This window comes from Pontibacter sp. Tf4 (assembly GCF_014212495.1).
Taxonomy (GTDB): Bacteria; Bacteroidota; Bacteroidia; order Cytophagales; family Hymenobacteraceae; genus Pontibacter.
In genome coordinates this window covers 177190-197419 of record NZ_JACKZC010000011.1, presented here as the reverse complement: position 1 = coordinate 197419, position 20230 = coordinate 177190, and the positions used below count along the sequence as shown (strand labels likewise).

The window sequence follows — 20230 nt, the reverse complement described above, 5'->3', positions numbered from 1 at the left end:
GGTCCGTGGAAAAGGAAAGGCGCTCTTTCTGCGTGTTGCGCAGCACCATTTCCTCCAGCCCCGGCTCATAGATCGGCAGAATCCCTTTTTTCAGGTTCTCGATCTTGTTTTCATCTATGTCAATGCAGGTTACATCGATCCCAACTTCGGCAAAACAAGTGCCCGTTACCAGACCCACGTAACCTGTGCCAACTACTGCTATTCTCATAAAGCTAATGTTATCTCTATTGCAAATTTATACTTTTATATGTTAAGTTATGCTTTAAACTTACTCACTTCGTGCTGCCATCAATTATCAGAACGAAAGGTGTTTACCCACCAGAATTGAAAAACAAGCAGCTGCCATATTTGTGTCTGTATAGTTCCGGCGGCCTCTCCTTTAAACGACTGCCGCAACCGCCTGGTCTGTTCCACATCAAAAATCTGTTGCGCTTCCACCAGTTCATCGGCTAAATACTGCTCAACCAGCCCTGCCCCCTCTGTTTGCAGAAACGAAAGTAACGGAACTTCAAAGCCTTTTTTAGGACGTCTGTATAGTTCAGGCGGCAGTTTATGCCGGAAAGCATCCTGCAATATTTTTTTCTGATACGACTTATCAATTTTAGCCGATACGGGCAACGAGAAAGCAAATTTTACAACTCTGTGATCTAAAAACGGGCTCCTGATCTCGAGGCCGTTTGCCATGCCCATCAGGTCTATTTTGGGTAGCATGTCATTTGCCAGCACCAGCTGCCAGTCGGCACAAAGTACGCTGTTCAGGTTAAATTGGTTCTTGCTGACATGCTCCAGTAAACGGCTTTTACGGGCCTGGTATAATCTGTTAAACGCTTTGCCCCGATGCTCCGGCTTTAGCAGGGCCAGTGCCTGCTGCTCCTGTTGCCAGGTAGCCCAGAACCAGTACCTCTCGGATGCAGAAAGCCGTGCACCTGCCGCAAAACGGTGCAGTTGTCTTACTTTGTTGGCGATAAAAGAGTTTCTGGATTGTGGAAGATTCGCCCATAAAGGGTCCAGCGCCGTGACGAGTTCGGTTGCCGGGCCCCTGGCAAGTACCTGCAACTCGGCTCTGTGCTTGTTGTAACCGGCAAATAATTCGTCCGCCCCATCACCCGACAAAACGACCTTTACCTGCTTACCGGCCTGTTTGCTCAAACTATAGACTGCCAGCGCCGACGAATCAGCGAAGGGTTCGCTCAAACCTTCCAGCATCCCGAAAAGGTTATCATACAGATCCTGGTTTGTTAACTTTACTTCTATATGGTTGGTTTTAAACTTATTCGCAACCAGCCGGGCATAGTTGGTCTCATCAAAAAAAGGCTGCTCCGGAAAACCTACCGAAAAGGTCTGCAAGCCCGCAACCTGCTCCGATGCAAGTGCTACTACCACCGACGAATCGATGCCCCCGCTCAGAAAAGCTCCTACCGGCACGTCGGCCGTCAGCCGCTCTGTTACGGCATTCCGAAGCAATTGCTGTAACTGGACCTGTTGCTGCTTATAGCTGAGCCGGCTTACCTCCTCGTCGTACTGCTCAAATGGTTGTTTATACCAATTAATGTCCTGCACTTTGCTGTTGCGGATGTAGAGGTAATGCCCGGGTGAGAGCTTTTTGATGCCTTTGAGTATAGTTGCCGGCGCCGGAATGTAGGTAAGCTGCAGATACTGGTAAAGAGAGGTAAAGTCCAGCTCCCGCGGCACGCCCAGTTCCAGCAAGGCTTTCAGTTCAGAGCCGAACAGGAATTTATCGCCGTCCTTATAGTATAAAAGTGGTTTTTCGCCGTAGCGGTCGCGGGCTACAAACAGGCTTTGTTCTGCGGCATCGTAAATGGCAAAGGCAAAAAAGCCGTGCAGCTTTTTCAGGCACTTATGCCCGTGTAGGATGTATAGTTGCAGCAGTACTTCGGTATCAGATGTCGTCCGAAAGGCAATGCCCCTGGCCACCAGTTTTTCGCGCAGTACTTTATAGTTTAAGATCTCGCCGTTGTAGGTGATGGTATACCGGCCGGAAGCATCGGTTAATGGCTGATTATTTGCTGTGCCCGGAGCGATAACAGAAAGCCTGCGGTTTGCCAGCGCTATAGTTTGCTGTACAAACATGCCACTGCCATCGGGCCCACGGTGCCGGAGCGCCTCGGTTGCCTGATGCAGTTTTTTAATAGCTCCTTCGCCTGCTTCAGTAAATGCTAAAACGCCTGTTATGCCACACATAAATCCAGTAAAGATAGTTTTTTTCTGAATCAGGCGGCAGCCCTGGCCGGAGTGCTGTGCTTAAAACTGAACCCGATTTACTTAAAATTAACAACTTACCTACCCAAAGCCAGTATAGTTTTAGTAAGAACACCCTATTTCATTATGAAACCAGACTGGCTGGATACACACGAGTATCCGTTTGAATCAAAATACCTGGAGCTGCCCTGCGGCAAAATGCATTACATTGATGAAGGCGAAGGACCTGTAATTGTAATGGTGCACGGCACACCGTCCTGGTCCTTCATTTACCGTAACCTTATAAAGCAGCTTCGCACCCGCTACAGATGCGTGGCCATGGACATGCTCGGCTTCGGCCTGTCGGACAAACCGGAGGATTTCAGTTATAAACCGAGGGCCCATGCCGCCAACTTTGAAGCACTGATGGACCACCTGCAATTAAAGAATATTACGCTGGTGGTACACGATTTTGGTGCCCCGATCGGGCTGGCCTACGCGCTGAACCATCCGGAAAATATCCGCAGTATCGTAATGCTCAACACCTGGACCTGGTCCTTATCCAAGCATAATACCTTCTCGAAGGCAAGTAAATACCAGATAGGCCCGCTGGGCAAGTTTCTGCATTCCAAACTGAACGTATCGACGGGCGCGCTGGTAAACGAGCTTTTCGGGGATGCGGCAAATATGCCGGAGCCCATTCGCCAGCAATACATTAAAGCGCTTGGCAGCCCCGAGCAAAAGGTAAGATCGCTTGCCTGTGCCCGCGAGCTTGTAGGCGTAAGCAGGTGGTACGAAGAACTATGGCAGAAACGCAAAAACATACAGGATATTCCTACCCTTATTCTATGGGGTGAGCGGGATAAACTCGTAAAAATAGAAGCTCTTCAGAAATGGAAGCGCTTTTTCCATGAGTGTTACGTGATCCATTTCGAAGAAAGCGGCCACTTCCTGCAGGAAGAGAATGCCGAAGAACTGGCCGGGTATGTCAGCAATTTTATAAAAGAAGAACAAAAGAAACGCGAAGCCACATTTCAAACTTAAAGCCAATATTTTACCATGAAAGCGAACAAACCTCTTAAAGAAGCTATTTTTCGTGCACCCGAAACGACCGACGACAGCAAGCAACCGCAACAGGAGCAGCTCTACCACATGGGTACCCGCGTCACTAACGCCAAAAACATAGATGAGCCAGCACAGGACCTGGTAAATGAATCGCACACCAACCGTATGGAAACTTTCCGGAACCTGCGCGAAATGGACCAGGCAGTTGATAAAAACCTGAACAAGAAAAGCTCCAGATAGGCGCTACCAAACTATAGGTTACTAAAAAGCCACACCTGCTTACTTAATCCTGTAAGCGGGTGTGGCTTAAATTTTATAGTTGAGCACCACTATAACTATAGTTGGGTGCCATAGCTATAGTTGGAAACAACGGGGTAATGCTGCAAACTATAGCCCAAGGGTTGTATTTACTGTTCAAATATCTTTCCGGGGTTCAGAATGCCCTTTGGGTCGAATAGTTGCTTAATGCCCTGCATCAGGCGTAGTTGCACGGGGTTCAGGGCAATACCAATGTAAGGCCGCTGCACCAGCCCGATGCCGTGCTCTCCGCTTATAGTTCCGCCCAACGCCACGCACAGCCTGAAGATTTCTTTTATACCTTCCGGTAACTTGTGTTGCCAGTCGTAATCGCTCATATCGCCTTTAATGATGTTCACGTGCAGGTTTCCATCTCCGGCATGGCCATAACACACAGATTTAAAGTTATACCTGGCTCCTATCTCTTTTACACCATGCAGCAGTTTTGGCAGTTCCGCACGCGGCACTACTGTGTCTTCTTCTTTATAAACTGAGTTGGATTTTACAGCGTGAGCTACATTCCGGCGCAGGCGCCACAAATCTTCCTTCTGTTTATCGGTGTCGGCAACCAGTATCTCGTCAATATCAAATTGCTCCAGCACGCCATACACTTGTTCGGCTTCTTTAAACAGCTGATCCATGTCGTTGCCGTCCAGTTCAATCAGCAGGTGCGCCTGAATATCTGCCGGCAAATGTACCTCAATGCCCACATACCGGCCTGCCCATTCTATAGCATCCCGCTCCATAAATTCCAGCGCCGATGGCACAATACCTGCCATAAATAATTTAGAAACAGCCTTGCAGGCCTGCTCTTCGTTCCGGAACGGCACTAGCATTACAATATTCTGGGGTGGGTAAGGTATCAGCCGGAACACGATCTTCGTGATAATGCCCAGCGTCCCTTCGCTGCCTATCATGAGTTGCGTCAGGTTGTAGCCAGTCGCATTTTTCAGGACGTTGGCGCCGGTCCAGGTAATTTCGCCGGTGGGCAGCACCACCTCCACATTGAGCACATAATCTTTGGTAACGCCGTATTTAACCGCTCTCGGGCCACCACTGCTTTCGCTCAGGTTGCCGCCCAAAAAGCAGCTGCCCCGACTCGAGGGGTCCGGTGGGTAATACAAGCCTTTTGCAATAACAGCTTCCTGAAAAACCTGAGTAATAACGCCCGGCTCAACTATAGCCTGCAGGTTTCGCTCATCTATCGTTATAATTTTATTCAGCCGCTCTGTCGAAACTATAACTCCCTGATGCACAGCCAATGCACCGCCGCTGAGCCCGGTACCTGCCCCGCGTGGAGTAACCGGAATCATATTTTTATTGCAATACTGCATAATAAGGCTGATTTCGGAGGCGTTTGCTGGTTTAAGCACAACTTCCGGAAGGTAGCGCAGGTCTTCTGTCTCGTCGTGGGTGTAGCGCAGCATATCGTCTGCGGATGCAGGCAAAACCACATTTGCCTCACCAACTATAGCAACGAAGGCTGCAACGGCTTCCGGGGTAACAGGATTAAATTTCATTTTTATAAAGAAGGGCTTATCGCTATATTAGCAATCCCTTTTAATTGATTTACTTACCTTGCCAAAGTAACGTTTTGAGAACAGCTTTTACAACTTCAGCCTTATTTATCTTTTTTATCATTTTAATGGCTTCCTGCCAGTCCTCGGGGCCGGTATTCAGCAAGCGTGGCGAAACCTATAAATCGGCCCGCGAGATTGCCGAAGAAAAACGACAGGAACGCAAGGCACGGCGCTTAGCTCGTAAAAATGGAGATAATGAGCCTAAACTTGCCTCGAAAGACCGCACCAGCCGCACCAAAGTGCGCCGCGATGTGGACAGGGACATAGCCAGGGTAATTGAAACCGCCCGCTCTTATACCGGCGTACCCTACCGCTGGGGCGGCACCACCCGCGTAGGCATGGACTGCTCAGGCCTGCTGTGTACTTCCTTTGAAACTGTTGATGTTAAACTTCCGCGCACCTCGCAGGAACAGGCCCGCTTTGGTAAAGAGGTACGGATAAAAGACCTGCGCGAAGGCGACCTCGTATTTTTCGGGGCAAACAGGAACAGCAATCAGATCACGCACGTGGGCATGGTCACAGAGGTGATAGATGATAACAATATCCAGTTCATACACGCCTCAACCTCGCTCGGCGTGATCGAAAACAACCTGTTTTCCGACCACTACCAGAAGATATTTATAAAAGCGGTACGGCCTGAGATTTAAGACCTGTTCTCGGCAGTACCTGCTATAGTCTGCTGATACTGCTACAACCACATCCATACTTAATACAAAAAAGTATAGCATTTTACTATTCAAAAGTTGCTTCCTACGTACTATAAGTAGTTTTAACATGTTGCCCACTAACTACTTACAGTATTATGAAACACTTCTACACTTTCATATGCCTGTGCCTGCTATTCACACTACAGGTACAATTGGCATTGGGGCAGGGTACAACCACCGCAGCTCTGAACGGCACTATTAAAGACCCAAGCGGAACTCCTTTGCCAGGTGCAACTATTATAGCGGTTCATAACCCGACAAACACACAATATGTTGCCACTACCAACACCGATGGCTATTACAACATCCAGAACATGCGCGTGGGTGGCCCTTACACCGTCCGTACGTCGTATGTAGGCTACCAGGAACAGCGCTCCGAAGGCATCAACCTCGCCTTAGGCCAGACCACCCGTGTGGATTTTACCTTATCTGAAAGCAGCCGCGAACTGAGCGAAGTGGAGGTGATCGGGGAGCGGAACGACGTGTTTAACCAGGACCGTACCGGCGCTGCTACCAACGTATCCAGAGAGCAACTGGAAACACTTCCTACGCTTAGCCGCAGCCTTCAGGACTTTACCCGACTTACACCTCAGGCATCCGGAAACTCTATAGGTGGCTCCAACAACCGCTACAACAACATAACTATAGATGGTGCCGTGAACAACGACGTGTTCGGTTTATCTGGCAGCGGAACGCCCGGTGGCTCAGCAGGCACACAGCCCATTTCCCTTGATGCGATACAGGAGATACAGGTTGTTATAGCGCCTTATGATGTAAAACAGGGCAACTTTACGGGCGGCGGCATAAATGCTGTAACCCGCTCAGGCTCCAATAAATTTTCCGGATCAATTTACGGGTTTGGCCGCAACCAGGACATTATCGGTAAAGCCGTGGAAGGGCCCCGCGTAAAAGCAGATGAATTTAAAAACTACCAGTATGGCGTACGCATTGGCGGACCCATCATCAAAGACAAACTGTTCTTTTTCACCAACTACGATGCTACCCGTATTACAGAACCGCTCCGTTTTGCGCCAGGCTCTGCTGAGTCGCAGATACCGTTAACCGATGCCCAGGCACTGGCCGACTTTGTGCGTGAAACCTACGGATATGATGTAGGCTCGTTTGGCGCGATAGACCGTAACACCGAAAGCGACAAGCTCTTTGTGAGACTGGACTGGAACATTACAGACAACCACCAGCTAACCTTGCGCCATAACTTTGTAGATGCGTTTGATGATAACATTTCCAGAAGCCGGAACAATGTGCGCTTTGGCAACAACGCCTATAAGTTTAACAGTAAAACAAATTCCACAGTAGCCGAACTGAACAGCCGCTTCTCAAACAACTGGTCCAATAACCTGATCGTGGGTATGTCGCTTATCCGGGATAACCGCGAAATAGCAGGCGAGCTCTTCCCGCAGGTAACCATTACCGACCCGGTTGGTACACTGGTATTTGGTTCTGAGCGCTCCTCTACCGCCAACGAGCTCGACCAGGACATCTTTGAATTTACAGATAACCTGTCGTACCTGATTGGCAAGCACAACTTCACGATTGGTACCCACAACGAATTCTTTAAATTCCGGAACCTGTTCATCAATAACCTGAACGGCCGCTGGGATTTTAACTCCATTCAGGACTTTATTGATAACAAACCCAGCAGGGTAAGAGCTGGCTACTCCCTTACCAACGACCCACGCCCAGCTGCCGAGTTTAACGCCGCCCAACTTGGCTTTTATCTGCAGGATGAATACACCGCCTCAGAGCAATTGAAGTTTACGGTGGGTTTACGTCTGGATATACCTGTTTTCCCGGATGACCCGGTGCGCAACACCAAACTGGAAACCGACTTTGCCAACATCTATCCCGGCCTGAGAACCGACCGTACCCCAAGCGGACAACTGCTGTGGGCACCACGCTTTGGCTTTAACTTCGCTCCAACCCAGGACCAGACACTACAGATACGAGGTGGTACCGGTATTTTCACCGGCCGTGTGCCGTTTGTTTGGATGTCGAACCAGTTTATAAACACCGGTACTATACTGGGTACAGTAGACGTGCGCCGGCCTGCAGAATTTATACCTGACCCCAGCCGGCAAGTTGATGCCGGACCACCTGTGCAGACAGTAGAAGTGAACGTGATAAACGATGACTTTAAACTGCCGCGCGTATGGCGCAGTAACCTGGCCTTCGATTATACACTGCCTTTGGGGATAGTAGCAACTATAGAAGGTATTTACTCTAAAACACTGAACGACGTAGTATACCGAGACCTGAACCTGGTAGACCCGATCGGAAAGCTGCCTGGTATTGATAACCGAAACATTTTCTCGGATGAAGAAACAAGCCGCCGCAGAAATGAAGACTATACCAACGTCATCCTGCTGGACAACACCGACGAAGGCTATCGCTATAGTTTAACCGGCCAGTTGCGCAAGGATTTTACCAACGGCCTTAACACGTCCATTGCTTATACTTATGGCAAGTCGAAGGATGTGAACAGCGGAACAAGTTCTACTGCCTTGTCTAACTATGAGTTTAACCAGATCATCAACAACCCTAATGACCCGGAACTGGCTTACTCCCGGTATGATGTGCGCCATCGTATAGTAGGCTATGGTGGCTACACCTTCAAGTTTGGTGAGGCAGCGGCAACCGGTATCTCCTTATTTTATCAGGGCCAGTCGGGACTGCCTATTACGTTTGTTTACGCCCAGGACCTGAACGGTGACGGCAACTTCTCCAACGACCTGCTCTATGTGCCACGCAACCAGAGCGAGATAAACCTGGTACCAGTAACTATAAGCGGCACTACCTTTACACCAGAGCAACAGTGGGCAGCCCTGGATGCCCTGATCAGTGGTGACGACTATCTGAACGACAGAAGAGGCCAGTATACAGAACGCTATGGTGGCCGCATGCCCTGGACACACCAGTTCGACCTGCGCATTTTCCAGGACTTTTACATCAATTCAGGAGACAACCGCCATACCTTCCAAATCACGTTTGATATATTTAACGTGGGTAACCTGATAAACCGCGACTGGGGACGCCAGTACTTTGTGAGCAACAACGCAAACGAGCTTATCCGCTTTGCCGGACTGAACGATGCAGGTGAACCAACCTTTACTTTTAACCCTAACTCCCGCATCTACAACGTTTCCCAGTTCGACTCCAGATGGCAGGGACAGATCGGATTACGGTATATCTTTAACTAAACTATAGGAACTATAAAAACAAAAACCCCGCTGGTAATTTACCAGCGGGGTTTTTGTTTTTATAAAATATGTGGTGGATTATTTATCTACTACATATTTACCGGTTTCATCCTTTTTAACAACGATAGAAACAGTTATAGTTGCTGCGTTGTAGATCTTATAGTTAAGCTTATACTTAACACCTTTTTTCGGATTCGGGAACAGGTGCTCAGCAAGTGCTAACAATGATTTCTCAATGTCTTCCTGGCTCCAGTAACGGTTATCCTGTTTCTCAACATAATAGCTTCTGTACTGTGCAAGGTTTGCTCTGTTATCTGCTGTTCCGTAATTAGGATTCGGATTTGTTTTACCGATCCAATCGTAGTCAGCGTTTACAAGCGTATACTCAATTGTAAAGTCAACATTCCACTCGTTAGCAACTTTGTTGAATTTGAAAGTTGCGTCTTTTGTAACGTTAGAATCTACAACTACCCATTTAGAGCCATTAAAGCCCATTGCCATAACACGCTGCTCTGTAACTCTGGTAGTGCTATTATAGAAACCATAGCTTACGTACTGCAGATCTTCTTCCTGGGCACCAAACACCTTATTTGAAAGGAATTTGTTGAAGTACTCTCCAAATAAAGCGTTATCAGATGAGTTGAAGTCAGACTTTTTACCAACTGAAGCATAATCTTCAGGAGTAACATAGTAGATGTTCACCCATGCACCGTTCTTTTTATAGAAAGCATCAGTTACAGTTGAAGTTACGCTGTTTGCAAAATAATCATATGTAAAGATCACAACCTGGTTTTCAGGAGCATCCGGATATTTAACACCCAGGAAAGTGGTCATGTCATCAGGCGAGTTAAAGTTGGCAAATCTTTCGCCAGTAACTTTATAATCATCGGCTGTGGCAGTATAAGCAGTTGAACCGGCTACAGTTGTGCTTAAGCCTGGATAAACCTGCAGTTTGAAAGTTACAAACGCATCAGCGCCGTTACCTAAGTGCGGGTACTTCTTTGCCAGAATGGTTGGGATGTACTGGATAGCTTCATCTTCTGTAGCAAAATAATATTTTGTCGTGATGTAAGCAGGCACATCTTTTAACAGTTTGTAGTCAGCACTTGCCAGTGTTGTAACTACATCTGTTTCGTCAGCTTTACCAGCTGCAACTTTATCAAGCTCTTCGTACACGTCTTCCATTGGATCACAGGCTGTGAAGGCCAACATCAGAGCTGATAATAGATATACAATCTTTTTCATCTATCTAATAAATAATGATTAGAAGTTAATTTTTAAACCTGTAGTCCAGGTTGTACCGTTACCGAAGTATACCTGTGTGTTGGTCACATCGCTATACTTAACAGTTTCCTCACCTACTTTTCTTGTACCAAATCTTGCAAAAGCATCAGAGATGTACTCTGTGTTGAACAGGTTATTTACAGTAGCGTAAAGTGTACCGTTCAGGCCAGCAAATTTGAATTTGAAAGAAGCGTTAGCATCGAAAACTGAGTAGTTTGGAACTTCCCAGGTAGAGATACCCGGTGTTGTCAGGTCAGTTGGGTTGAAGTCAGCGTTGAAGTTAGCATAGTAGTTATAGTCAACACCAATCTTCAGCTCGCTTGTAACATTTACATCAAGACCTAACGCTGCAGTTGTCTGTGGAGAGTCACCTACTTTTTTATCAGACATATATACTGCTGATACTTTATCAACCTGCTTCTGATTTTCATCATATACAATTGTCTCACCCAGGTCGTTCATCCAGGTCCAGTCTCCTATAGAGATCATACCTTTCAGGCTAACAGTTTTGATAGGGCGATAGTTGAAGTCGATCTCAATACCCTGGTGAAGGGCATCTACACCCAGTAGGTTAACAAAGTATCTTTCGTTGTCCTGACCTGGTACTGATTTCGTGAATGATCTGTCTTTCCAGGTAGTTCTGTAAAGGTTAACGTTACCAGAAAGTTTTTCGCTTACATAACCGTAACCTAACTCGTAGCTAAGGATCTTCTCACGCACTGCTTCTTCGTTTGGAATGTTCTCATTTCTAAGGAACACGCTGTTGAAGAACGGAGCTTTCTCGAAGTAACCTATGTTTGCGAACACGTTATGGTTTTCAGTTAAGTTGTAGTTAGCACCACCTTTTGTCTGGAAACCGAAGAAGTTAACTTTAGGGCTCTTCTGCATCGGATCGTTATCCGCGTATTTGAAGTAGTCGATACGCTGGTAAGATGTGTTTGAACCGGCAAGGGAAATGAAAGCGGCTAAAGGACCGGCTTTGTACTCACCCTGTAAGAAACCACCTTCCCACAGTACGATACCTTCGTTGTAGTAACCAATTTTATCGCCTTGTCCGGCTTTGTTGTTAGGAGCGTTCACGTTGCTGTTATCCAGTACATACTGGGCACCCAGCAGGTTTCTAACCGAGTTAAAGTGAATACCTTTGTAGTATCTCAGGTCAACACCTGCCAACAGGTCGAAGTTTTCGCTCATTGATCTCTGGTAAGTGCTCAGTACACCGTACCATTTGTGGTCGTTTCTGTTAGACTGCAGGTAGCCAAGAGCACGGCCATCTTCAGAATTTCCGTTTATTTCAACGATTGCATCCAGGTTAAGTGGCTGGTATTTGTTACCACCAAATCTGTGATTGTCAAAGTTTTCAGTACCGCCATCAAACTCGTTACCACCTGTACCAACAGAAGCATAAGCTGCAGTTGATAAGAATGATTTGTCATCTATAGTCCAGTAGTGGTTAAGAGAGAACTGTGGCTTGTGGTAGAAGTTACCGCTGATCGTTTTAGCTTCGCCATTCAGCACACCCCAGTTCGGGTTGTAACGAAGACCCTGTGGAGCATCTCTGTATTCTTGGATCGTTAAACGGTCGTAACGCTGAGCATGGTACTGCGGAGCGCCGAAGCCTGTCAATGAAAGCGTGTGCTTATCATTGATCATTTTAGAAACGTTGAAGAAGTAGTTGTATGCTTCATACTGCAGGCCTTCTGCCCAGCCATCGCCTTCGGTTTTAGAACCTGATACGGCAAATGCCCAGCCATTCTCGGTAAGGCCGGTTGAGTAAGAGAAAGCTGTTTTGCTATAGCCTTCGCTACCAATACCCTGGTAGATTGAACCACCTTTAACGGCATCAGTCGTTCTGGTGATGATGTTGATAGTACCACCCACTGAAGGTACAGCTACTTTAGAGGCACCAAGACCACGCTGCACCTGCATTGCTTTAGTTACATCAGTTAAGCCTGCCCAGTTAGACCAGTAAACCTTACCGTTTTCCATGTCATTTACCGGCACACCGTTGATCATAACCGCGATGTTAGCACTCTGGAAACCACGCAGGTTGATACGAGAGTCGCCGTAGCCACCACCCGCTTTTGTTGCGTAAACACCTGGTGTAGATTTTAGCAGTTCCGGGAATTCCTGCTGACCAGCTTTCTCTACAATGATCTCGCTGGTGATAGTTGACATGGCAACAGGCGTTTCTCTTTCGATAGCGTAGCTGTTAGCTGTTACCAGGATCTCACCAAGAGAAGCTTCGCTCGGCTGCAGGGTAATAGTACCTAAGTTTTTAGTACCGTTAAGACCTGCTATAGAAACTTCTTTCTGAGCAAAACCAACGAAGTTGATAAGGATTGCAGTGGCGTTCGGGTCATCTACTTTCATAGTAAATGTACCATCGGCACCTGCCGGAACAGCCAGGCTTGTTCCTTTAAGAATTACTGTTGCTCCCGGAAGAGGATCTTTTGTAGTTCCATCTACAATTTTACCTTTTACAGTTCCCTGAGCAAAAGCACTTACCACAGTAGTAAAGCTAATTACTAACGTGATAAGAAAAAGTAAACACTTTTTCATGTAACTAATTTTGGTTGATTGGGTTGAAAGATTAATGGATTATTAATTAGATATTTAACTTTCCGAGCGCAAAGATAGCGGAACATTTGCGAACTTTACAAGGCATTAACTATTTCTTAATGTTGCCCCTGCAGATTTATTTTACCGATCTTATTTTAGCGTGTGTGCAGTGTATATCCGGTGTTTAGACACAAAACTTTGTGTAAATATTTTTTTTGCTTTCTAAATATTTCATCTATTTTTGTGCTCACAAAACGGGGGATTAGCTCAGCTGGCTAGAGCGCTTGCATGGCATGCAAGAGGTCATCGGTTCGACTCCGATATTCTCCACCAAAGGCAACTATAGTTTATAGTTGCCTTTTTTGTTTTCTACCCCTTCTCCCACTTGCACTTCCCGAAACTATAGGCGATATCGTATATTTATATATATATTGCATTACCATAATACTAAGCACTACACTTTATCATAATTGGTAATAGCAACTTAGGCTGGCAGCCCGCAGGTGAAGCAATGTAATGACTACCAAAGAAGGGAATTAGTAAATCGCACCCACTGATTCAGGATTAAAGTTTCGTACCGGAATTTCGGGTAACACACTGAGCGAAGAACGCCGCAATAGCGCATTTAAATAAAAACCACGCTGCTGCTGGAAGTGAACAAAGCAATTAACACAAACTTAATATTTCAACTTTTATCCTTTTTATGAAGAAACTTTTACTCTCTGCGGCTCTTGTAGCCCTTGGTTTTTCAGCGTCAGCTCAGGATGTTAAACCACTCAGATTACAGCTCAACATTGGCACCAACTATAGTACAGGCGATTTTTCAGCCACCGACATGACCAGTGAGTCTTCGGGCTACGCTAAAAACGGTGCTCATTTCTCTATCGGTTTAATGAAAGAATTGAACCCTAACTTTGGAATAGGTATAACACTTGCCGGCAAAACAAACGCTCTGAACACCGAGTCGATGGAGAGACAGATCAAAGAATTTGGAGGTTCTGCTAAGGTAGAAGGAGATGGTTATTCATCTGGTTACCTGATGGGTGATTTTTATGGGCTGCTTCCACTAAACAATACCACGCTGTACGCCAAGGCCTCGTTGGGGTATGGTTCGCTAACGATGAGCGAAATGAAAATGACCATAAGTGATGGAGAGGACACCTATAATATCCAGCGCAAAGAATTAACCGCAAGCAGCGCAGTTTATGGTCTGGCTGGTGGCTTCCGTCACGATTTCGGTAAGTTTGGACTTGGTTTAGAAGTTGCCTATATGAGCGGAACAGCAAAGTTTGAAGACGATGGTGAATCTTACGAGCAGCCATATGGCACTATCAGCAGCACAATAGGTATTCATTACAGAATTAAATAACCTTTAATTTTATTCTGCTGACAGTATCGTGATGACAGCGATCAGGGTTCAGAACGTTTAGAGCACATTCCTGCTTCAGAACAAAAGGCAACTATAAACTATAGTTGCCTTTTGATTAAGACACCTTTCACTTAAGAGGTTAGCCTTACTGTATCCGAAAACTGTTCACCAACTATACGCTGCCTTTACTGCACTTCACTACAACCGGGCCTTGGCAAAAACAGTCATCATAACACAGCCTGTAATTAATGAAGCAACAAACTATAGCTTAAGCACGGCATTCAGTTGGTATAACAAATCAGCTTACAGGCAGCAATAAAAAATCAATACACAAACTTAATATTTCAACTTTTACCCACTTTACATGAAAAAACTTATACTCGCAGCAACAATCATCTGCCTTGGATTTACAGCATCGGCACAGGAAATCGGCCTCGCTCCTGTCAGAATTAAATTGGGCGTGGGAATGACCACGGCGACAGGAGATTTTAAAAGAACTGATGTCAACATCGAGACATCGGGTTATGCTAAAAATGGCCTGTTCTACTCACTGAGCATTATGAAAGATGTGCACCCAAACTATGGCATCGGCTTTACATTTGCCAAGGGCACGAATAAATTTGATAAAGACACCTATCGCTCGCATTTCCACAGAAATGGTGTGTACCCGGTAATAGAAGCCGACAACTATAAGTTTACGCACATGACCGGCGATTTTTATGGTCAGCTTCCGGTAAACAGTGTGGTGCTTTATGCCAAGGCATCGTTGGGACTTGGCTTTCTTACTGCCGGCGATATTGATGTCAAAGTTTACAGAGGCAACGAGACCTACACACTTAAACGGGAAGACAAACGTGCTCCGAGTGTGGTGGCCGGGCTGGCAGCCGGGTTCCGGAAAGACTATGGCCGGTTTGGCGTGGGCGTAGAGGTTGCTTACACGCACGGCTCACTAAAATTCGATGAGTCCTTTAAACAACCATTCAGCACGGTAAACAGCACAGTTGGCTTGTATTATAGGGTCAGGTAATACTTACTGAATTGATCTTTTACAAAAGCCGCCATACCGGTTGTATGGTGGCTTTTTTGTGTTTATAGCGTTCTTAAATGCATTAAATGAGGCAAAATAAATCTTATTAAACCACCCCTAACATAAGCCGTATTACTTAAAAGATGTAGTATGTTCAACTTTAAAGGGGAGGTAACTATGGCATTTATTTTTGAAGACAACAAGAAGGATGCGATCGTACTGTTGCAGGCAGTAGCGCAGGAACTACGAACGGAGGACATGAACAAGGCCGGTCGTATTACAAGGGCCGTGCTGCATGCCATCCGCGACAGACTGCCCGTTACAGAAGCGGTACACTTTGCAGCGCAGTTGCCCATTATCTGGAAAGGCATTTACTTCGACCAGTACGATCCGGAAGCTGTGCCCGTGCGCATCCGCAACACCGAAGACTGGGTAAACTATATCCGTAACAAGAATGCATTCGCCGCCAACCACGATTTCCAGCAGGACGATGAGGTCATCGAATCTTTCCGTGGGGTTTTTAACGGGCTACAACGATGCATCTCTGACGGACAATTACAGAAAGTAAGAGAATCACTGAACGAAGAGATACAAGACCTGCTGGAGGTATAGTATACCCACAAAACAGAATAGCCGCAGGTGTTGCGGCTATTCTGTTTTGTGGTCAGCGCCAATTATAGTTTCCACTTCCTCTTTACACAAACAAGCCCTCCACCGACAGGTAACGCTCCCCGGTATCGTAACAGAACGTAAGCACGCGCGCGCCGGCCGGAATGTCGTTTTCCAGTTTCTGGGCCACAGCTGCCAATGCCGCTCCTGATGATACACCTACAAAAATACCTTCCTCGCGGGCACAGCGGCGGGCGTAGTCATAGGCATCGCTAGCCTCTACCTGTACTGTTCCATCCAGCAAAGAGGTATCCATAATAGCAGGTATAAACCCGGCTCCCAACCCCTGCAGCGTGTGCGGCCCCGGCTGCCCGCCACTCAGCACCGCCGATGCTGCCGGCTCTACGGCAAGAATTTTAACATCCGGGTTCCGCGCTTTCAGTACCCGCGCAACGCCGGTTATGTGGCCGCCGGTACCAACGCCTGTAATCACGTAATCAAGTCCGTCCGGGAAGTCCTGCAGAATCTCTTCGGCAGTGGTTTGGATGTGTACCTGCGTGTTGGCTTCATTCTCGAACTGCATCGGCATCCAGGCGCTTTCGTGTTCTGTCAGGATTTCCTTGGCACGTTCTATCGCGCCTTTCATGCCTTTTTCGCGGGGTGTCAGTTCCAGTTTGGCCCCGTAAGCCGTCATCAAACGGCGCCGCTCTACCGACATCGACTCCGGCATTACCAGTATCAGCTGATATGCTTTTACAGCGGCAACCATGGCCAGCCCTACTCCTGTGTTTCCTGAGGTCGGCTCCACAATCACGCTGTCTTTCTTCAGTATTCCTTTCTGCTCGGCATCTTCAATCATGGCCAGGGCAATGCGGTCTTTTATGCTACCGCCGGGGTTACTGCGCTCCAGCTTCATCCACACTTCTGCCTTATCGCCAAATAGTTTATTGATGCGCACATGCGGCGTGCGGCCTATCGTTTCCAGTATCGAGTTTGCTTTCATAGTTACAGGTTATAGTTATATCGAGAAATTAAGAACATTTTCCGGCTCTGGTGCCTGCCGTACTTTTATCTGCGGGTAATGATATACGCGCGAGTAAGGCGGCACGCTTTCGGTAAGCCATACGTTACCGCCAATGATGCTTCGGGTGCCGATTACGGTACTGCCGCCCAGTATAGTTGCTCCGGCATAAATGATCACGCCGTCTTCTATAGTTGGGTGACGCTTGATGTTAGCCATTGTTTTTTCTACGCTGATCGCGCCCAGCGTTACACCCTGGTACACCTTTACATAGTTACCGATAACGGTAGTTTCGCCAATGACCACACCCGTACCATGATCGATACAGAAATAGGCGCCTATAGTTGCGGCAGGATGTATGTCGATGCCGGTGCGGGCATGTGCGTAAGCAGCTATTACGCGCGGCATGAGCGGTATGCGGAGCTGGTGCAGCACATGGGCCAGCCTGTAAAAAGCCACTGCCTTAAAACCCGGATATGTCCGTATCACTTCTTCGAGGCTCTGGGCAGCCGGGTCGCCGGTGTTAATGGCTTCGGCATCGCCCAGCAACATGCGGTGCACCTGTGGCAATGCTTCTACGGCGGCTTCGGCAAGGCGTGAAGGAGGCTCAGGTAAAGTATCAGCCATGCCCTGTAGTATCTGTTCAAGCTTTTGCTGCAGGCTGCGGGCATGCGTCTCAAACTCCGCAAACGAACTATAGCGCTTCTCTGAGAGTGGCGGGAAAAGCAGTTGCAGTACCGCTTCGGCCACATGGCACATAGCCGAGGCAGGCACCAGATGCCGGGTATGCGTATGATCCTGGTATAGTTGCTGTAGAAAATCCTGATCCATAAACAGTGTACGGTAACAGCTTATAGTTTGATAAGGCGGCAATAAAAAAGAGAGCCCGGTTACCAGGCTCTCTTTTAAACACTTATTCGTTAACGCAGGAATTAATCCTCGCAGTGGCCGGGGCCAGTTTTGCCGTTGTTATAGTCATCCAGCAGATCAGCTATAGTTACCATTTCTTCTCTCGATAGCTCTTTCTCTCCTTTAAAGTAAGCTGTAGCTGTGTTGTAAGCCGTTTTCACATCAGTTGGCATAGAGGCGCCTGCCGCTACGTTAAGCTCTGCTGCAATGTACTGGTGCGCCAGTATAAAGTAAGCATCGCCCTGTGGAGGTGTGTTCAGTACCTGCAGGTAGGTCATGCCGCTGCTGTAAAAAGTTGCTTCCAGGTAATTGTCCCAGGTGCTGTTGTATTGCTTTTTGCCAGGGTCGGCGTGGTTTTTCCAGTAGCCCTGCGTGCGGGTGCAGCCTTGCTCAGGCTCTTCCGGTACTTCTATCACGCGGGTCACACAAAACTTAATGTCGTCGATAGCACCTGAACCAACATAGCCTTCGGTACCGGCTAGTACGATCTTCATGGTTTTAACACCGGCAGTGTTGCCCAGGTTTACTGTCTGCTGGCTGTTGTTGCCCAGTGGCTGCAGCATGGCATTGTAAAGTTCGTTGCCGCTGGCATCATACAAATACACCCAGCTGTTGTCTTCGTATGTATCCACATCCAGCACATTCACCGATTCCAGGGTTACAGCCTCTGAGAAAGTCAGCATCATTTCACCGCCCCACTGGTTGTCGTTCGGTTCGTCGTTTACCCCCAGTTCCTGAATGATCAGGGCTTTGCCCCACGTATCGGTGTAAAGGTCATCGTCGTCGCCGGTTGGCATGCCGGTCTCAAAAAGGTGAGCGCGGTTTTCTTCGGTCAGTACACCGGCATCGGTTCTGGCTCTGTTATACAGTTGTACGGTTGCTGTTCCGTTCACAGAGCTGATCTCAGAAATAAAACCATCTGTAGTACCGTTCTCAAAATCGATGGCATCACAGATCACTTCGTTTTGCGGGTTTATCACTTCCTCCCCTTGTTCGCAAGCCACCAACGCTGTCATGGCCAATCCTAAAAAGCCTACTTTGAATAAACTTTGTTTCATAGTATAAATAAGTTTTTTGAGTGAAAAATAGGTTATAATATAGTTGCACCCATATATAAAAAGTACAAAATATTACAACTACTTATTCATACTGATAAAACAAAGTATAGTTTATCTTTTATAGCTAAATAATTAAATAAACAGATAATAAAATCTTAACACAGGATATTTACACAAGTAACGCCATTAACAAAGTACTATATCCACAAAACGAAGGAGCCTTCGGAGTGCAATTGGCTGCACCCCGAAGGCTCCTGGTATAGTTTAGTTTGAGTTAAGGTTAACGTGGACAAACGCCGCCCGGGCAGAACTGGATCACATCGATAGCGCCTGAGCCGCCGCGGCCGTCTTTGGTTACAAACGTAACGCGCAGTTTGGCAACACCCGATACACCCGGCCCCAGCACCAGTGGCTGATAAGTATAGGCGCCTGTTACCGGCAATTCATCTTTGTAGATCACGCGGCCAGACGAATCCAGCAGTTCCAGTGTAGAGCCACGCTCGTTCTCATCAATATCAGCAATGTATAAACCACGCATTACAACCGATCCGAAGCTTGAAAAATCGAGCTCGATGGTACCGCCTTTGTCATGGATGTTGCCGGATCTGCCGTTTGCCTGGCCAATCGTCAGGACATTACCTAAACGGAAAGGGCCTTTATTTACGGCTTTGTAGCCTGTGTTCTTTTTGTCGGGGTTGTTGGTGTCGTATACCAGGGCAGCATTTCCGCCAACAGGGCGGCCGTTTACAAACTGCTGGGCAGTAACCTTCACCGGCAAAGTGGTATAACTGTCTTTCACGACCATTACCTGGTCTACCGGTCCTGTAGTTTCAGAGAAGTTGATGATGGTAGTACCGGGCACTGTTCCGAATTTTTTAGCTTCGGCGGCGGCAAGTGGTCTTACTTCGGCTTCGGTTGGTTGTTCGCAGGATGTACCAATGGTACCAACAAATACTAGGGCAAGGGCTTTGTAGATGAATGTTTTCATAAAGGCAACTAATGTGTAAAGGGTAAAAAAAGAATGTAGTTGCCAGGGGAACAGCGTGTGCTGCCGAACATTTACAGAATTGTATATTTTAATGCCCCTCTGGCTAAGAACATTTCACCCTTCTACGGACGTGTTTTCAAAAAAGATGAACAAAAAGCAGCATTTACGCCTCTTTTTTTCTGAGATGAAAACATTTACATATCTTAAAAATTGTATTATGCAGCCTGAAATCGCCGCCTACAAGCCTTAAATGCTATTTTTATAGTTGCAGCTGGAGAGCAGCCATCAGTGCTGTGTTATGAAAAAAAATTTGGAGTATCGCTGAGTTTTTAACAAC

Annotated in this window: 16 protein-coding genes and 1 tRNA gene; 8 read left to right on the top strand and 9 right to left on the bottom strand. The window is 47.0% G+C overall.

The window, feature by feature from the left end:
* Both H7F15_RS17760 and asnB read right to left on the bottom strand, forming a co-directional pair.
* On the bottom strand, nucleotides 1-208 hold a 208-nt coding region (locus H7F15_RS17760; RefSeq protein WP_255481315.1), incomplete at its 3' end, for a 3-hydroxyacyl-CoA dehydrogenase NAD-binding domain-containing protein.
* Between the two features lie 80 nt (nucleotides 209-288).
* Nucleotides 289-2202 carry an asparagine synthase (glutamine-hydrolyzing) gene (gene asnB / locus H7F15_RS17755; protein ID WP_185198338.1) on the bottom strand — a complete coding sequence of 638 codons (1914 nt, stop codon included), beginning with the start codon at nucleotides 2200-2202 and terminating at the stop codon, nucleotides 289-291.
* Between the two features lie 144 nt (nucleotides 2203-2346).
* Between asnB and H7F15_RS17750 the strand changes: the two genes are divergently transcribed.
* Together H7F15_RS17750 and H7F15_RS17745 are read left to right on the top strand one after the other, a co-directional pair.
* Entirely contained in the window at nucleotides 2347-3243 is an 897-nt protein-coding gene (locus H7F15_RS17750) for an alpha/beta fold hydrolase (protein WP_185198337.1), read from the top strand.
* A 15-nt stretch (nucleotides 3244-3258) separates the two neighbouring features.
* Nucleotides 3259-3504, top strand: a complete 246-nt coding sequence (locus H7F15_RS17745) for a hypothetical protein (RefSeq protein WP_185198336.1) — start codon at nucleotides 3259-3261, stop codon at nucleotides 3502-3504.
* 167 nt (nucleotides 3505-3671) lie between these two features.
* Here H7F15_RS17745 and H7F15_RS17740 read toward each other — a convergent pair whose 3' ends face one another.
* A complete protein-coding gene (locus H7F15_RS17740) occupies nucleotides 3672-5081 on the bottom strand; it encodes an FAD-binding oxidoreductase (RefSeq protein WP_185198335.1) in 1410 nt (469 codons plus the stop codon).
* Between the two features lie 125 nt (nucleotides 5082-5206).
* Between H7F15_RS17740 and H7F15_RS17735 the strand changes: the two genes are divergently transcribed.
* Together H7F15_RS17735 and H7F15_RS17730 are read left to right on the top strand one after the other, a co-directional pair.
* Nucleotides 5207-5788, top strand: coding sequence for a C40 family peptidase (locus H7F15_RS17735; protein ID WP_185198334.1), 582 nt, complete (start codon nucleotides 5207-5209; stop codon nucleotides 5786-5788).
* A 155-nt stretch (nucleotides 5789-5943) separates the two neighbouring features.
* Nucleotides 5944-9066, top strand: a complete 3123-nt coding sequence (locus tag H7F15_RS17730) for a TonB-dependent receptor domain-containing protein (protein WP_185198333.1) — start codon at nucleotides 5944-5946, stop codon at nucleotides 9064-9066.
* Between the two features lie 78 nt (nucleotides 9067-9144).
* Here the strand turns inward: H7F15_RS17730 and H7F15_RS17725 are convergent, their stop codons facing one another.
* Nucleotides 9145-10311, bottom strand: coding sequence for a hypothetical protein (locus tag H7F15_RS17725; protein ID WP_185198332.1), 1167 nt, complete (start codon nucleotides 10309-10311; stop codon nucleotides 9145-9147).
* 18 nt (nucleotides 10312-10329) lie between these two features.
* Nucleotides 10330-12912 (bottom strand): TonB-dependent receptor domain-containing protein, encoded by a 2583-nt coding sequence (locus H7F15_RS17720; protein WP_185198331.1) that lies wholly within the window; start codon nucleotides 12910-12912, stop codon nucleotides 10330-10332.
* A 256-nt stretch (nucleotides 12913-13168) separates the two neighbouring features.
* On the opposite strand from H7F15_RS17720, the gene H7F15_RS17715 reads away from it, so the two are divergent.
* The 4 genes from H7F15_RS17715 (at nucleotide 13169) to H7F15_RS17700 (ending at nucleotide 15920) form a co-directional block, all read left to right on the top strand.
* Nucleotides 13169-13245 (top strand) — tRNA-Ala (locus tag H7F15_RS17715).
* A gap of 370 nt (nucleotides 13246-13615) precedes the next feature.
* Entirely contained in the window at nucleotides 13616-14281 is a 666-nt protein-coding gene (locus tag H7F15_RS17710) for an outer membrane beta-barrel protein (protein ID WP_185198330.1), read from the top strand.
* 364 nt (nucleotides 14282-14645) lie between these two features.
* Nucleotides 14646-15308, top strand: coding sequence for a hypothetical protein (locus tag H7F15_RS17705; RefSeq protein WP_185198329.1), 663 nt, complete (start codon nucleotides 14646-14648; stop codon nucleotides 15306-15308).
* A gap of 177 nt (nucleotides 15309-15485) precedes the next feature.
* The gene (locus tag H7F15_RS17700; RefSeq protein ID WP_185198328.1) at nucleotides 15486-15920 is read left to right on the top strand and encodes a DUF2267 domain-containing protein; all 435 of its coding nucleotides are present in this window, start codon (nucleotides 15486-15488) and stop codon (nucleotides 15918-15920) included.
* Nucleotides 15921-16002: 82 nt separating this feature from the next.
* On the opposite strand, the gene cysK is transcribed toward H7F15_RS17700, so the two are convergent.
* The 4 genes from cysK to H7F15_RS17680 all read right to left on the bottom strand — a co-directional run bounded on the left by cysK (nucleotide 16003) and on the right by H7F15_RS17680 (nucleotide 19893).
* Complete coding sequence (cysK, locus tag H7F15_RS17695; protein ID WP_185198327.1) at nucleotides 16003-16920, bottom strand: cysteine synthase A; 918 nt, start codon at nucleotides 16918-16920, stop codon at nucleotides 16003-16005.
* Nucleotides 16921-16935: 15 nt separating this feature from the next.
* Nucleotides 16936-17769: a serine O-acetyltransferase gene (locus H7F15_RS17690; RefSeq protein WP_185198326.1), complete on the bottom strand. Its 834-nt coding sequence runs from the start codon at nucleotides 17767-17769 to the stop codon at nucleotides 16936-16938.
* A gap of 101 nt (nucleotides 17770-17870) precedes the next feature.
* Nucleotides 17871-18905 carry a hypothetical protein gene (locus tag H7F15_RS17685; RefSeq protein WP_185198325.1) on the bottom strand — a complete coding sequence of 345 codons (1035 nt, stop codon included), beginning with the start codon at nucleotides 18903-18905 and terminating at the stop codon, nucleotides 17871-17873.
* Between the two features lie 280 nt (nucleotides 18906-19185).
* The gene (locus H7F15_RS17680) at nucleotides 19186-19893 is read right to left on the bottom strand and encodes a hypothetical protein (RefSeq protein WP_185198324.1); all 708 of its coding nucleotides are present in this window, start codon (nucleotides 19891-19893) and stop codon (nucleotides 19186-19188) included.
* Between the last annotated feature and the right edge of the window lie 337 nt (nucleotides 19894-20230).

Coding starts and splice junctions, on each gene's coding strand:
- asnB (WP_185198338.1), bottom strand. CDS start 2,202: ATGTGTGGCATAACAGGCGTTTTAGCATTTACTGAAGCAGGCGAAGGA.
- H7F15_RS17750 (WP_185198337.1), top strand. CDS start 2,347: ATGAAACCAGACTGGCTGGATACACACGAGTATCCGTTTGAATCAAAA.
- H7F15_RS17745 (WP_185198336.1), top strand. CDS start 3,259: ATGAAAGCGAACAAACCTCTTAAAGAAGCTATTTTTCGTGCACCCGAA.
- H7F15_RS17740 (WP_185198335.1), bottom strand. CDS start 5,081: ATGAAATTTAATCCTGTTACCCCGGAAGCCGTTGCAGCCTTCGTTGCT.
- H7F15_RS17735 (WP_185198334.1), top strand. CDS start 5,207: ATGGCTTCCTGCCAGTCCTCGGGGCCGGTATTCAGCAAGCGTGGCGAA.
- H7F15_RS17730 (WP_185198333.1), top strand. CDS start 5,944: ATGAAACACTTCTACACTTTCATATGCCTGTGCCTGCTATTCACACTA.
- H7F15_RS17725 (WP_185198332.1), bottom strand. CDS start 10,311: ATGAAAAAGATTGTATATCTATTATCAGCTCTGATGTTGGCCTTCACA.
- H7F15_RS17720 (WP_185198331.1), bottom strand. CDS start 12,912: ATGAAAAAGTGTTTACTTTTTCTTATCACGTTAGTAATTAGCTTTACT.
- H7F15_RS17710 (WP_185198330.1), top strand. CDS start 13,616: ATGAAGAAACTTTTACTCTCTGCGGCTCTTGTAGCCCTTGGTTTTTCA.
- H7F15_RS17705 (WP_185198329.1), top strand. CDS start 14,646: ATGAAAAAACTTATACTCGCAGCAACAATCATCTGCCTTGGATTTACA.
- H7F15_RS17700 (WP_185198328.1), top strand. CDS start 15,486: ATGGCATTTATTTTTGAAGACAACAAGAAGGATGCGATCGTACTGTTG.
- cysK (WP_185198327.1), bottom strand. CDS start 16,920: ATGAAAGCAAACTCGATACTGGAAACGATAGGCCGCACGCCGCATGTG.
- H7F15_RS17690 (WP_185198326.1), bottom strand. CDS start 17,769: ATGGATCAGGATTTTCTACAGCAACTATACCAGGATCATACGCATACC.
- H7F15_RS17685 (WP_185198325.1), bottom strand. CDS start 18,905: ATGAAACAAAGTTTATTCAAAGTAGGCTTTTTAGGATTGGCCATGACA.
- H7F15_RS17680 (WP_185198324.1), bottom strand. CDS start 19,893: ATGAAAACATTCATCTACAAAGCCCTTGCCCTAGTATTTGTTGGTACC.